At 52.1% G+C, this 13,696-nt stretch carries 10 protein-coding genes, 1 pseudogene and 1 riboswitch; of the genes and pseudogenes, 3 read left to right on the top strand and 8 right to left on the bottom strand.

The window, feature by feature from the left end; all coding sequences use genetic code 11:
* From H6F43_RS08160 to prfC, 4 genes and pseudogenes are all read right to left on the bottom strand, one after another.
* Positions 1–660 (bottom strand): annotated as a pseudogene (locus H6F43_RS08160) (GTPase HflX); the annotation flags it as partial.
* 47 nt (positions 661–707) lie between these two features.
* Entirely contained in the window at positions 708–3,056 is a 2,349-nt protein-coding gene (locus tag H6F43_RS08165) for a M48 family metalloprotease (RefSeq protein WP_190342302.1), read from the bottom strand.
* 109 nt (positions 3,057–3,165) lie between these two features.
* The gene (locus H6F43_RS08170; RefSeq protein WP_190342303.1) at positions 3,166–3,426 is read right to left on the bottom strand and encodes a DUF6737 family protein; all 261 of its coding nucleotides are present in this window, start codon (positions 3,424–3,426) and stop codon (positions 3,166–3,168) included.
* A gap of 5 nt (positions 3,427–3,431) precedes the next feature.
* Positions 3,432–5,063 (bottom strand): peptide chain release factor 3, encoded by a 1,632-nt coding sequence (prfC, locus tag H6F43_RS08175; protein ID WP_190342304.1) that lies wholly within the window; start codon positions 5,061–5,063, stop codon positions 3,432–3,434.
* Between the two features lie 110 nt (positions 5,064–5,173).
* Here prfC and H6F43_RS08180 point away from each other — a divergent pair, with 110 nt between their 5' ends.
* The 3 genes from H6F43_RS08180 to H6F43_RS08190 all read left to right on the top strand — a co-directional run bounded on the left by H6F43_RS08180 (position 5,174) and on the right by H6F43_RS08190 (position 8,353).
* Complete coding sequence (locus H6F43_RS08180; protein ID WP_190342305.1) at positions 5,174–5,509, top strand: DUF4870 domain-containing protein; 336 nt, start codon at positions 5,174–5,176, stop codon at positions 5,507–5,509.
* Positions 5,510–5,642: 133 nt separating this feature from the next.
* Positions 5,643–6,026: a DUF4870 domain-containing protein gene (locus H6F43_RS08185; protein WP_190342306.1), complete on the top strand. Its 384-nt coding sequence runs from the start codon at positions 5,643–5,645 to the stop codon at positions 6,024–6,026.
* A 509-nt stretch (positions 6,027–6,535) separates the two neighbouring features.
* Entirely contained in the window at positions 6,536–8,353 is a 1,818-nt protein-coding gene (locus H6F43_RS08190) for a mechanosensitive ion channel family protein (RefSeq protein WP_190342307.1), read from the top strand.
* A gap of 49 nt (positions 8,354–8,402) precedes the next feature.
* On the opposite strand, the gene H6F43_RS08195 is transcribed toward H6F43_RS08190, so the two are convergent.
* The 4 genes from H6F43_RS08195 to H6F43_RS08210 all read right to left on the bottom strand — a co-directional run bounded on the left by H6F43_RS08195 (position 8,403) and on the right by H6F43_RS08210 (position 13,571).
* A complete protein-coding gene (locus H6F43_RS08195; protein ID WP_190342308.1) occupies positions 8,403–9,083 on the bottom strand; it encodes a universal stress protein in 681 nt (226 codons plus the stop codon).
* Between the two features lie 120 nt (positions 9,084–9,203).
* Positions 9,204–9,330: riboswitch (cyclic di-AMP (ydaO/yuaA leader) on the bottom strand.
* Positions 9,331–9,771: 441 nt separating this feature from the next.
* Positions 9,772–10,911: an RNA polymerase sigma factor RpoD gene (rpoD, locus tag H6F43_RS08200; protein ID WP_190342309.1), complete on the bottom strand. Its 1,140-nt coding sequence runs from the start codon at positions 10,909–10,911 to the stop codon at positions 9,772–9,774.
* A 1,169-nt stretch (positions 10,912–12,080) separates the two neighbouring features.
* Positions 12,081–12,773 carry a polysaccharide deacetylase family protein gene (locus H6F43_RS08205; RefSeq protein ID WP_190342310.1) on the bottom strand — a complete coding sequence of 231 codons (693 nt, stop codon included), beginning with the start codon at positions 12,771–12,773 and terminating at the stop codon, positions 12,081–12,083.
* A gap of 51 nt (positions 12,774–12,824) precedes the next feature.
* Complete coding sequence (locus H6F43_RS08210; protein WP_190342311.1) at positions 12,825–13,571, bottom strand: NUDIX domain-containing protein; 747 nt, start codon at positions 13,569–13,571, stop codon at positions 12,825–12,827.
* Between the last annotated feature and the right edge of the window lie 125 nt (positions 13,572–13,696).

Here is a 13,696-nt window from a genome sequence, read left to right on the forward strand (position 1 = left end):
CTCCGCCAAATCGCTTTGAAACCGTGCTGCAGTTGTGTTGTCGGTCATCAGTCCCACAATCAACACTTGGTCTTGGGCGCGATCGACCTGCCGAGCGGTATACTCGCGACGGAACTCTTCCTCTAGCCCTTCAACCAGGCTGGAAAAGTCCTGATTCGTCACCACATCCAAACTCAGCGGCGGTGAAACCGTCCACGCGGTTTCGGGATGAGGCACCAGATGCGCCAGATACGTTTCCTTAACATAGCCCGTTGCGCCACCGCCGCGCCGCTCAAATCCACCACCCGTTAGCGTCAGCGCCACGAGCGCATCCAAGCGCTGAATTGCCATTGCTGTCAGGGTCGATTCGCTCGGCGGGTCGAGCTTTAGCTGCGTTGCGATACAGCGAATGCCGCTGAGCCGTTCGGCACCGTAGCGGGGCAGTTCCAGCGGGGGAATCTGGGTCTGACGTGGCGTTCCCACGCCGACTCGAATCACCTGACCGCGACGGTTGACGTAGACACACACGGGCTGGTTTAAGTCGGTGCTAATGGCGGCAAGGCGCTGAGCGAATTCCGAGGTTGCCAATCGATCGCCTGGTAATCGCTGGTGATAAAGCCGCTGTAGCTGCTTAATCTGGCTGGTTTTTAACCCTTGCAGGTTGCCGTAAATCGTTTCGATAGGTGCACTAAACCAAATGCGACTAAAACCATTCTATCTGCTGGCACTCAATAGTAGATTCCGCCACGGGCGATCGTGTAGGCACCCCACAGCGCCGCGAGTACCGCAAAAACGGTAGACCAGACCGGGTGCTGACTGCGATGAGTGCGACCGCCGGAAGTCCGCAGCGTTTCTACATCAATCCAGGGCGTCGCGCCCCGTCGGAACCAGCCAGTTACCGTGACTTCCTGACCAATCAGAGCCGTGAACGGCGTCGGCTGGGGCAGTAGGTTGCCGATCGGTCCCCACGGCGACACGCAGTGCAGTCGAATGATTCCGGCAGCGGTTTGCAGTAGCAGATCTTGACTGAGGACGCTGCTTAATCCAGCGCGACCCAACAGCGTTCCCTGTAGCTGAATCGATGAGCTAGCGATCGGCGTTGCGGTTGGGGTTTTCAGCAGCTCTGGCAGAGTAGGCGAGACGGCATCGGCGGAACTAGACGGCTGAATGTTGGGAAAGTAGGCATTCAGGCGAATCAGCGTGCCAATGCTGAAACCGATGACGGGCAAGGCTCTAGAAATTGACACATCTCGATACATCCAGGCTAAGAAGTCGATGTCCGTTCGTAATCCAATCCAGCCCGCCAGCGACAGCAGCCCAACCAGCAGAAGCCCTACGCCCAATCCAACAAAGGGCGCGCCTTGAAGCAGCAGGGTCCGCCACTGGCGCGACGTGAGTGCCTGAGCGGGTGCTCGATTGAGCGATCGCCCGCTGGAGGCAAAACTTAGCTCGGCATCAAGCTTCCAGTGGCGGGCATACAGGGTAAGCAGGTTTAGGCGATCGCCCGTAGGCGGATGCGAGTTGTTGAGCGATAGCCAGTGGCGATAGGGGCTGCTGCGGTCCCATTCCAGTAATGGTTCCAATGCAGTATGAGCGGCAAGGATGCCCAGCGTCGTTGCCATGCGATGTCCCAGTGGCATCAGCAGATCGAAGCCTTCCAGCAGATAGCGCGTCTGTCGCTGCTGCTGCACGTCCTTTGCGATGCCGATCGCACTCTTTACTAACGCACGAGTCAAGCCGTTAGGATTTCCCGTGAGTTCAGTCGCCGCCCGATCGCTAAAATACACCCGCTGCCGCGATAGCCACAGAGCCGTCCAGCGAATCAGCGCGTAGATGCCGTAGAACACCGACGCAACCAGCGCGATCGCCGAGCGAATCAGGGGAATACTCGCCTGACGGTTGCCCAACTCCGACAGTTGCCAGTAGAGCGTGTACGGAATCTGCATGGCGATCGTCGCCAGGGACATCAGCGGCACCGTCCAACCAGAAATCTGTCCAATCTCGCTGGCGTAGACCGCAGCAATTTCGTCATCGGCAAGCTGCTCTAGCAAGCCCTGACTAACAACTACTCGCGTAACATGTGGAATGACGCCGTAGCTGAAGGAGACAGGTGCTGCAATCGGCAAGACGCCGAGTGCAGGCAGCGGAATTTTGCGCTGGCGGCAGAAGACTGAGAGAGATTTTGTCGTTTCTGGACTGTAGGTCCCTAGCTTGCTGAGCGACAGCGGCTCCAGTCCATACAGCGCCATTAGCAGGCCATCCAGCAGCCAGCGTGACCCGACAAACAAAACTCCTAGCAAAATGACGATCGACCACACAGGTGGCGGAATCAGCACCCGCAGATCGAACACAAACGGGATTAAATTCCAACTGTGGCGGAACATCAAATTGCTGCGATACAGAATCTGCTGCACCATCCAAAAGAGGACGATCGCAGTCCCTACCTGAGCCAGCAGCAGCGGCGCAAGATTGAGCTTGCCAAGAGATTGCCCACGCGGCAATCGTCCCGCGTGTTGCCAGGAATGAGGAGCAGAGGGAGGGGGTGAAGGAGAGGGTGGCTGGGGAATCGAGGCTTTCTCCGCCACCTCAGTTATCTCGTCTACCCTTCGGACACCATTGGCCTGTAGAGGCTCTGGGAGCGGAGCAAAGCCTGTGGTGTCGATCGCTTGGGATGCAGGAGAATCAGTGAATGGCATGAAGCCAGTCAGATCAGGAATTGTGTCGCTACCCATTTCTAGGCGGGGTTGCGGTGTGGAGGTGTGAAGCTCACGTGAAAGGTCGGGATAGCGCTTGACCAGGCTGGACTGAGTACGCATTGCCCATTCGCGGACTTGGGGCGCGTCGCTTTCTACAAGGGACTGGCAGAGCGTCAAGGCTTGCAGAGGTTCGCCGCTTTTGGCATACGCTACAGCTAAGCCCATCTGGACGCGCGTGTACAGTGGGTGACCGGATGGTGCGGCTTCTAGCAGTTCGATCGCCCGTACGTAGTCGCCTTGTTTGACAGCGGCAAGTCCGGCTTCGAGGTCAGCAGTAGTCTGAGGGTTCGGGGTAGATGACGATCCCGGAACAGGAGGCATGGCTGTTCTCCTAGCTCACAGCTTTTCTAGAATACCCTTGAAGATGAAGAATCCTTCATAGGGCAGTGGCTTTCTCAGAAATTGTGCGGATAGGAGTAGCTAGCAGCCGTTAAAGATTGGTTTCGTCCTCTCGTTCCTCAATTTTGAGCTGGGCTGCAATGCTTTGAGCGATTAGTTTTGGGTAGACCAACACAAAATAGTTCATCCAGATTAGAACGGGAATCGCAACCAGAAGCGTCACCCACACCGTGTGGATGAGTAGCCAACTGCCTAGAATCAAGCCAGTGCCTGTTAGGACGATCGACCAAGGCTGACACCACCAAGGCTTGAGTTGCCAGATATCAACTGAGTCAGGTATCTGAGGTTGCATAATCACTAACTGCTAGTGCTGGGAGCTGTGCCGGAAAGTACGGGCGCGATCGAACTCAGTTTCAAATCTGGGTGGTCCGCCTGTACCTGGTTTAAATTCCACTCGTTGCGGAATAGCAGCACTGGGCGACCCCAGAGGTCTTTCACCGTAACCGTGTTAAACAAGCGACCAACTTTCTCGAGTGCTTCCCAACCGTCTTCAGCCCAGCGAGCAACGCTGTAGGGAAGCGGCTCCAGCAGGGTTTCTACGCCATATTCGCTCTGCATCCGGAACTGTACCACCTCAAACTGAAGTTGTCCCACCGCTGCCAGAATCGGGTCGCGCTTTGCCTCATCAGCAGAGTACATAATCTGCACCGCGCCTTCTTCCTGTAGCTCCGACACACCTTTGCGAAACTGCTTAAACTTCGATGGGTTCGGGTTTTTCAGGTAGGCAAACAGCTCTGGGGAAAAACAGGGAATACCTGCATATTCCAGCTTTGGACCGATGTAGATGGTGTCACCGATCGCGAAGACTCCCGGATTGTTCAAACCGATCACGTCGCCGGGATACGCCTCTTCGATCACTTCGCGGTCTTGGGCAAACAGCTTCTGGGGGCGCGACAAACGCACGACCTTTCCGGTGCGGGCGTGCTGCACGGTCATGTCTTTCTCGAATTTGCCAGAGCAAACGCGAACAAAGGCAACGCGATCGCGGTGCTTCGGGTCCATGTTTGCTTGGAGCTTGAACACAAACCCAGAGAATTCGGGATAGGTCGGCGCAATTTCGCCTCGTGTGCTCTCGTGCGTTCCCGGTTTGAGGGCATAGTCCAAAAAGGCATTGAGGAAGAGTTCGACGCCGAAATTGGTCATGGCGCTGCCAAAAAACACGGGCGTCATTTTGCCCTGATGCACCAGATCCAAATCCAGTTCGGGTCCTAATCCTTCTAGTAGCTCTAACTCGTCTTTGAACTGGTAGAACAATTCCTGCTCCAGCAGGTCTTCGATGCGCGGGTCGCCCAAATCCACAACGGTGTCGATCGCCTCGCGTCTGCCATGAGCGCTACGCTCAAACAAGTGCACCTGCTGGCGGCGGCGGTCATACACGCCCTTGAAGCGATCGCCCATGCCAATCGGAAAATTGACCGCATAGGTCTGCAAGCCCAACTCTTGCTCGATCTCGTCTAGTAGCTCTAGCGGCTCACGTCCGGGGCGATCGAGCTTGTTTACGAAGGTAAAGATGGGCAGACCGCGCATTCGACAAACCTCAAACAGCTTTCGCGTCTGTGGCTCCAGACCTTTTGCCGCGTCAATCAGCATCACGGCATTGTCGGCGGCAGCAAGCGTGCGATAGGTGTCTTCGCTAAAGTCTTGGTGTCCCGGTGTGTCTAGCAGGTTTACCTGACAGCCGTGGTAGTCGAACTGCAATACCGTTGAGGTAATTGAAATCCCCCGCTGCTGCTCCATCTCCATCCAGTCTGAGGTTGCGTGGCGCTGCGCCCGTCGTGCTTTGACGGCTCCGGCTTCGTGAATGGCACCTCCGTACAGCAGCAACTTTTCCGTCAGGGTAGTTTTCCCAGCGTCCGGGTGGGAGATGATGGCAAAGTTTCGACGACGATCGACAGCAGCCTCTAGCTCGGTCTGGATTTCGATGGACATGGATGGAGATGACTCCGACAGAACATAGCAATACTTTAAGGATAGCGACAATCGCTCACGCTCCACTTCTAGAATGAAGCAGAACTCCCAATCTGGAGAGGATTTCAGCAATGTTAGACTCAGATCGACGCAAACTGCTATCAGCTCTGTCTCATGGAGCGATTTTCTTTAGTTCGACGATCGTCTCAATTGGCATTCCGATCGCAATACTGCTGGTATCTGACGATCCGGTGATCAAACAAAATGCTAGAGAATCGATCAATTTTCACATCAATCTTTACATTTACGGCGTCATCTTTGGGCTGCTAGTGCTGGTAGCGATCGGAATTCCGCTGCTGATTATTCTGTTTGCCGTCAGCATTATTATGCCAATTGTGGCGATCGTCCACTCGATTACGAAGCCAGAGCAGCCTTACCGCTACCCGCTCATCCTCCGGTTGGTTTAGACCTAGGGTAGCAAAAACTCTGGGCTAGCAGGCGTTCGGTCATCCGTGCTGTAGATTTCAGGTTTCCCGGAACTCCAGCAAAAGGAAATCGCTGTATAGTGCGAAGTAAGCGCCCATCCAGGAGATTTTAGAGATGCAAGACACGCCCAAAGCCTTTGATCCAGACAAGCGCAAATTCCTATCCTCAATAGCGCACGGCTCAATCTTCTTCAGCACTACACTGCTATCTGTTGGCGTTCCGATCGCGGTTTCATTCTTGTCCGATGACCCCGTTGTCAAAGAAAACGCAAAAGAATCCATTAATTTTCACTTCAACGTTTGGTTCTGGGCAGCCATCATCGGTGGAGTTGTTGGCGTGCTGTCGTTTATTACGTTAGGACTGCTTGGCGTCGTCCTTTTTCCAATCGTTGCCGCAGGATTTCTGCTGCACTGGGGGTTAACGGTTTGGGCAATTTCACACTGCCTCGGAAACCCTGATCAACCCTTCCGCTATCCGTTTATTTTTCGCCTGATTTAGTTCCAATAAAAATGCCTCACAGCCGAGTCTCCGTGAGGCAAAGATATACAGTTAAACGCTTGGTTATTAGTTTCGCGAAGGAGGGGGCAAATCGTCGTGCTTAGTGTGACGGTTTCTCCAGTGTCCTAAAAACGAGCGTGGGGACGGAAAAGATTGCTCGCTGGAATATGCCATTAGGTAGACGGACAATTTAGGTCACTAAGGCAATATAAGGGTTGAGAAGCTCATCATCATCTTGAAATGGCAGTCCGTACCGGGTAGCGGACTGCCTTTTTATTGAAAATAATTGGAGGTGAACCGAGTGAAAAGCACACAGCAGCTTTTAGGGAAGTGAATATAGATTCCCGAGATTTTAATACTGAGAAACTACAGAAATTACAAAGCAGCTTTAGAGTTTTTAGATTTACTCTGGCATTGGATTCAGGAATGCAATCAATCTACTTCAATAGAAAGTTTCGTTAGAAAAAATACTATCTTTTAAACTGACCAGCAAGTTGGAGTGATTCAACGTGTTGCCGATTTACCAAGCAATTTTAAAGCTGTGGACTTCGATCGCTCATCAAGCAGCGCCTTTACCATTTCCAGGGTATAAGCAGAAATCTACAAGGCTTCAGCGTATTAGTAGACGACGTAACAGCACGATCGGCAACAGCACAATCGCGGCAGTAATTGCCATTGTGCTCATCACTTCAGGTGCAGCGGCACAAACTCCGACACCTAAGCTGTCGCTACCTAACTCGATCGTGCCGACCGTTTCCCCATCGTCGGATGTCAGTAACGCAAATACGGCTGATGTGCATCTCGACGGGCGACGGCTATTTGTGATCGCGGTCCCAGCGGTGCGTCCCCAGCCGAACCAAAGCTCAGGTACGGTGCCAATTCGAGAGCGCGTGAGCACGGTTGAAACCACCTTGAACCGAGTGGCAAATAGCGCCGTTAACCCCAACGACTTACAGGTTACAGTCGCCGTTGACTCGCAGAGTAATCAGCCAGTTATCTCAATTGGCGATCGCTACCTTATGACGGTGACGGCACTAGATGCTCAACTGCAAGGACAAGATCCAGAGCGACGGGCAAACGAACTAGTGCCAATTATTCGGGATGCCCTAATCACTGCTCGCAAAGAGCGACAGCCAGAGTACTTAACTCGGCAGGCAATTCTAGCTGGACAAATTCTGCTGGCGATGATCGTGGCAAGCTGGACGGTTTCTCGTGTGCAGCAGCATCTTAAATTACGAAAAGAGCAAATTCAGCAGCAGTTAACTCCAACGGTTTCACCCAATACATTGAACGCATCCGATGCGATGGTGATGACAGCTGTGCAGCAGCAGATGAGCCAGCGACAGCAGCGCAACGTCAATGATGTTCAAAGGCGACTGTCGCAGTTGCTTCAGGTAGGCATTTGGAGCGGCGGCAGTTTTGTGATTTTAGAACTGTTTCCCTACACGCGATCGCTCCAGCCGTTCCTGTTCTCCGGTCCACTAAAGCTGCTTGGTATTGTTCTAGTAACGTATCTGGCGATTCGAATCAGCGATGTGCTGATCGATCGCTTTTTTAGCGCGCTGACGCCGCAGGAGCTGCTAGGGTCAGATACATCTCAGCGGCTAGCGCTACGGGTTTCCACATTTTCGCGGGTGCTCCGTAGCGTTGTGGGTGTGCTCTGCGTTGGTACGGCAGTCCTGACTGCGCTGTCCCTGCTTGGAGTTGAGTTGGGTCCGGTGCTGGCGGGCGCAGGCATTCTGGGACTGGCAGTATCCTTCGCGTCCCAAAACCTAATCAAGGATGTTATCAACGGCATGCTGATTCTTTATGAGGATCAGTTTGCGGTTGGCGATGTGATTCAGGTCGGCAAAGTGTCTGGATTTGTGGAATCGCTGAACCTCCGCATCACTCAGCTTCGCAATGCCGAAGGACGACTGATCACGATTCCAAACAGCGCAATTACGATCGTCGAAAACCTTTCTAAAGATTGGTCGCGGGTTGATCTAGCCATTACAATCGCCTATGACGCCGACGTAGACAAGGCGATCGAGGTAATTCGACGCGTCGGAGACGCCATGTGTCAGGACTCAGGCTGGCAACCAAGTATTCCAGAACCACCTGAAGTTCTGGGCATCGATGAAATTAACAACGCGGGTATTACCATTCGCGTCTGGATTAAAACCCTACCGCTAAAGCAGTGGCTCGTAGCACGAGAGTTTCGCCGTCGCCTAAAACAGGCACTGGATGCTGAAGGCATCGCGATCGGTGTGCCGCAGCAGCCACTTTGGTTTCGCAGCTCTGTGGAGCTCGCCAAACCCGATGATGACAAGGACGATAAACATTAGCGAGTAAGGCACGGGAAATTTAAGTTTAAGCTTCCCATGCCTTACTCCTCTACAGGGCAGCCGGAATCCCCAGGACTGGACAAGAAAGCCCACTCAACTGCTGCACGATCGCATTGTCTACCGAATGACAACCCAGCAGCAGCACTGCCGCTGACTCCGCCTGAACAACCTGTCGCAGTTGTTCGGCGACAGAACCAAACCGCAAATGAGTTTTCAAGGAACCGCGCCACTCATCAGCAAGGTTTCGCGCCTGCCAAAGAATCCGATCGGCGTGCTCAAATTGATTGAGTTGACAAGACTGTAGTGTGGAGTCAGACACAGCGGCATCGGAGCGCTTCTCTAGGAGAACTGCGCTGCCTGCGGTAGCAGGAGCGTGCTTCAGTCCAGCAGCTTGCGATCGCGATCGTTTGCGACCATAGCGGGAAATTTGCGACGAGGTGGGTCCTGAGAAAACTGAGCCTGTTCCGCAGTCATTCTGTAGATCGACTACATAGACGACTTGCACAGTGACCTGCTTGCGCGTCGCCAATCGAGTTTGGTGAGCAATCCACAGCGTCAAATCCAACGCGGTTTGGCTACCTGGAGAGCCGTTATAACCGACAACTAAATTCATCACCTGCGCTGCCTGCGTCTCAGCACTGGGGGGCTTCGGCAGCAACACCATTTGTTTTGTCAGATCTGTGCAGCCTAGCGCATCTTCTAGACGCGCCAGCGTAGATAGAATATTCATGGCTTTGGACCTCTCTGGGTATGGTTTGTGAGAGGTGGGTTAGGCAACAGACACAGTTAATTCAACTTGCATCTGCTAGGAGACTCCAATAACCATGGCTTACACAGCAATAGTTTTGGGCACTCCTCCCATTGCCGACGGAGTTAGCTGACGGGCTAAGACTGGAAGGTGTCTCTCTCAGCCGTCTGAGATTCGCCCCTAGGAACTGGTTCCTCCGCTGTGAATCAAGTGTCAACAGCGCGATCGCTGCGTATTGATTCAGATTAGGCTACCCACACGATCGAACGGAACAGAAGCTTCTGCAACCAAGCGGTTAAACAGAACACGCTACAGCTACTTTAAACTGACCAGCCATACAGAACGGTTATCTCTTAAACAGAAGTTAACAATTCTACGGCGGCGCTACTTCCTCGCTCAATCTTTTGACAATATAGCCCATGGATACTCAAATGCCCATCTTTCCGAGGACGGGGATCGCCCCCGTGACGGGCATTTCGAGAAGTTGTGTCACTATTTACAGAATTATTTGTCAAGGCTTTTGCCCTGTTTTGAAGAAGAAAGAGCTTCAGTTTGCTGCGCTGCTTGTCCACTCACCCACCAAAAGCCCCTGTAGAGCATCATTCTACAGGGGCAATTTCAACATCAGCAGGTGAGAACATTCTTAAAGAACGTAACCCAACTGTCAATGCTAGCGGATGTACTCTTTCAGCACGCTGTTACGATTTGGATGGCGCAGCTTGCGAAGCGCTTTTGCTTCAATCTGACGAATTCGCTCACGAGTGACGTTGAAAATCTGCCCAATCTCTTCAAGCGTTTTCATTCGTCCATCGTCCAGTCCATAACGCAAACGCAGCACGTCACGTTCGCGTGGGCTAAGGGTGTCAAGCACGCTTTCTAAGTCTTCACGCAGCAAGTTCTTAGAAACTTGGTCCTCCGGCGTCTCACCATCCGATTCAATAAAGTCACCCAGTCGGGAGTCTTCTTCTTTACCGATCGGCGTTTCCAGTGAAATGGGTAGCTGAGCTGACTTAGCGATAAAGCGCAGCTTCTCGATCGTCATCTCCATGCGGGTGGCGATTTCTTCTTCAGTTGGCTTGCGCCCCATTTCCTGAGACAGAAGCTTCGTTGTTTTCTTAATCCGTGAAATGGTTTCGTAGAGGTGAACGGGCAGGCGAATGGTGCGGGACTGGTCAGCGATCGCTCGCGTAATTGCTTGGCGAATCCACCAGGTTGCATACGTCGAGAACTTATAGCCCTTCTCGTGGTCAAACTTTTCGGCTGCTCGAATCAGGCCCAGACTACCTTCTTGAATCAAATCTTGGAACGACAGACCCCGGTTCATGTACTTCTTGGCGATCGACACGACGAGTCGCAGGTTCGATTGCACCATCTTGTCTTTCGCCCGCCGACCTAGATGAAGGCGATGACGGAAGGCAGAAAGCGTCATGTTAACTTTCTCTGCCCACTCGCGGTCTTGAGGCTCACGGTCTAGCTGCTCTTGCAAGCTTTCACGAATCCGCTCTAATTCAAGCAAATCTGCAATTTTGCGAGCGAGTTCAATTTCTTCGTCGGCTCGCAGCAGTCGAATGCGGCCAATTTCTTGCAGGTATAGGCGAATAGAGTCTTCGGTGTAATGCTTCTTCTTTACTTGAGTGCGACGACGGGTAGAGCGTTTGCCGGATTTACCGTCTTCCTCTTCACTCACAATGTCCGAAGATTCTTCTCGATCGTCCTCTTCATCAATGAAGATCCCTAACTCACCTTCTGGTAGGTCGTCAGAGGCGTCCGTTAACAGATCAAGTTCGAGTACGTCGTTGGCCTGGGTCATGCCGCGTTCCTCATGCTCCTTAACTAACAAACTGCAAACAGTTACAGAAAATGATCAATTGAGCTGCTAGCTGAACAACCGAGATGCCGGATGAAACTAGCAGCCAAACCTGCTGATTTGTAAAGTGTAACTCTTGAACCAACTCATGACAGCGAAATTCATGACATTGGGTAGAGGCACTATTCTAGATGAACAACAAAATCTTTACAGACCCCTCTGATTGTAACTTTTCTGACAAAAGTTGCATCCTTTTGCTTTCTGTTGATCACAAACTGAGAAGTCCATAGGGTAACGCCCGGTTGGCAACTTGCATCGTGGAATTGAATCACTAGGACGCTTAACAAATTTGCAGCTAGAAGGCAAGCAAATTTATAAAACCAATCCAGCATCAAGGCATTTTTGCTGGAAGACAGTTAAAAATCAGCGCTACCGCTACATAGGTCGTAGCAGAGGTGAACTCCTGCCTCTGATAGATACGTTAGCTTAGATTATCGAGATCTGGATACAAACACTTATAAAAGTTAGGTTTTAAATCCAAGTAACTTAAGGTAGAAATCCAATTGACTTAGACAAATAGCTGAGGTAGCTCAGCCATTTATACAGCCAAAATCGTAAGAAACCGTTCAACAGCAAAACCCTTACAGATCTGGGTTTCCGCCAATTAAAGCAGGGTCAAAGCGCTTTCTTCTCCTGTGAATGAGCGATCTCGCCTGAAAATTGTGATTTCTAATTTAGCAAGAAGGTATAGATAAGCTATGCGTATTTAAGACAATTGCGCTTGGTGCCTGATCGCCTCGAAGGTAAGCTGCGAGAAAAGCTATCCATAGCTGCCTAGAAAAGCAGTGTAGAGTTTGGCCGAAACCTTTTTCTTAATTGAGACCTTCTCAAAGCTACAGGTAGCGTCAGAGTAGATCAAACTATTCAACTAATTGTGTTTTTTGAGACTGTAGGAGACGGATAGACAGAAGAGTTAAGACAGTAAAGTTTGCGAAATTGCAGAACAGTTTGTGGCGCAAGTGCATTCCTTGGCGAATTGTTTAACCCAATTGTGAGGTTAAACAGACAAACTTAGTCTTTATTCAGAACTGGGAATAAGCGATCAGCAAATGCTATTGAGGACTCTACTGGCTGGATAGCGATCGAGGTTCTCTTATTACTGTACTAAACTCTTACCCTGAAGCCCGGTGTGTTTGCCAAAGTTCGCTAACGCTGACAAAGCGGTAGTTCTGCTTCAGCAGACAGGGCACAAGCTGTGCGGTTGTCTCTGCGACATCGGCTCCACCAGAGTACCCATCGTGTAGCACAATGAGCGAGCCGTTTCGCACCTGTTGTAGCACCCGCTGCATCACCGTTGCCACACCTGGACGCACCCAATCTTCTGGGACTACGCTCCACATCACTGGACGGTAGCGCCACTGATGTAGCAACTTCAGGGTTTGAGGCGTGAACACCCCATAGGGCGGACGGACATCGCGTACAGTGTCTGACTCAACTCGGCAGGCTTGGGCGATCGCACGCTGCGTCTGTTCTAGAGTGTGCCGCAACTCCAGTTCGGACAGTGAGGTAAATAAACGATGGTCGTAGCCATGAATTCCAATTCCGTGTCCGCGATCGTAGACGGCTCTGGCAATCGTGGGTGCTCGTTCCACGCACAACCCTAACCAGAAGAAACTGGCGGGAATGTTGTAGTGGTCTAACACCTCCAGCAGTTGAGGCGTGTACTGCGGATGAGGACCATCATCAAATGTGAGGGCGATCGTTCGCGATGCAGTGCTACCTGCCCAAAGGCAAGTGGGGAACAGCGGATGCAGGGCTTGGTAAATCAGCGGATACAGTGGAGCAAACTGAGGCACAAATGACATAAACGAGAACCCTCATCTCTGCTTTATTCTGCTATATCCCCTCATGCCTTACTAAATAAACACCAGCGGCTTATCTTTCAATGGCGCAAACGCCTCAGCGTCGAAGCGATACAGCGAGGCGGGTCGTCCCGCTCCTCTGGACACTTTCACCCCCGTATCCGAGAGAAAGCCCAGCTTGAGCAGGCGCGATCGAAAATTTGAGTAGTCGGAAAAGCCTTCGCCTAAAACCGTCGTGTAAAGCTGATACAAGTCACTGAGCGTAAACAGCTCCGGCAGCACCTCAAAGGCAACAGGGCTATACTCCAGCTTGTTTCGCAGGCGGCGGTGCCCATACTCCAAAATCTGGTTGTGGTCAAACGCGAGCTGAGGCACTTGGTCTAGCGGATACCAGGCAATACCGCTGACGCGATCGGCAATGAGTTCGGCTTCCGCGAAGCGCACCAAGGCAAAATAGCTGACCGAGAGATAGCGAGAGCCATAACTGCCCGGAGACTCACGGGGATCACGGTTAGGACCACCAAAAGTGTAGAGCTGCTCTAGGTACAGATTTTTGACGCGAATCTTCTCAGCCAAAATTCGATACGCCGCATCTTCCAAAGATTCGCCCCGCCGCACCAGCGTTCCCGGAAAGCTCCACTGCCCCAGAAACGGTTCCTCTTGCCGCATTACCAGTAGCACCAACAGCCGGTTTTGTGCGGTATCCACTGAAAAAATAACGTTATCCACCCCGACCTTAAAATCAGCTAGGGCTTGTGAACTTACCGAATTGGCTGTTTTTCTCTGGAAGCGTCCTGGCATGTATAGAGTTGCTCCCGGTGAATGTAGGCGGCAATAGGAGGCGTGAGTCCATGAGGATCACCATTTTCACGATACGCGCTGGAGGAGGTATCTGGACCAGTAATCTGGGCGATCGTCACCTGCGC

The organism is Leptolyngbya sp. FACHB-36 (assembly GCF_014695955.1).
Taxonomy (GTDB): domain Bacteria; phylum Cyanobacteriota; class Cyanobacteriia; order Leptolyngbyales; family Leptolyngbyaceae; genus FACHB-36.

Coding starts and splice junctions, on each gene's coding strand:
- H6F43_RS08165 (WP_190342302.1), bottom strand. CDS start 3,056: ATGCCTCCTGTTCCGGGATCGTCATCTACCCCGAACCCTCAGACTACT.
- H6F43_RS08170 (WP_190342303.1), bottom strand. CDS start 3,426: ATGCAACCTCAGATACCTGACTCAGTTGATATCTGGCAACTCAAGCCT.
- prfC (WP_190342304.1), bottom strand. CDS start 5,063: ATGTCCATCGAAATCCAGACCGAGCTAGAGGCTGCTGTCGATCGTCGT.
- H6F43_RS08180 (WP_190342305.1), top strand. CDS start 5,174: ATGTTAGACTCAGATCGACGCAAACTGCTATCAGCTCTGTCTCATGGA.
- H6F43_RS08185 (WP_190342306.1), top strand. CDS start 5,643: ATGCAAGACACGCCCAAAGCCTTTGATCCAGACAAGCGCAAATTCCTA.
- H6F43_RS08195 (WP_190342308.1), bottom strand. CDS start 9,083: ATGAATATTCTATCTACGCTGGCGCGTCTAGAAGATGCGCTAGGCTGC.
- rpoD (WP_190342309.1), bottom strand. CDS start 10,911: ATGACCCAGGCCAACGACGTACTCGAACTTGATCTGTTAACGGACGCC.
- H6F43_RS08205 (WP_190342310.1), bottom strand. CDS start 12,773: ATGTCATTTGTGCCTCAGTTTGCTCCACTGTATCCGCTGATTTACCAA.
- H6F43_RS08210 (WP_190342311.1), bottom strand. CDS start 13,571: ATGCCAGGACGCTTCCAGAGAAAAACAGCCAATTCGGTAAGTTCACAA.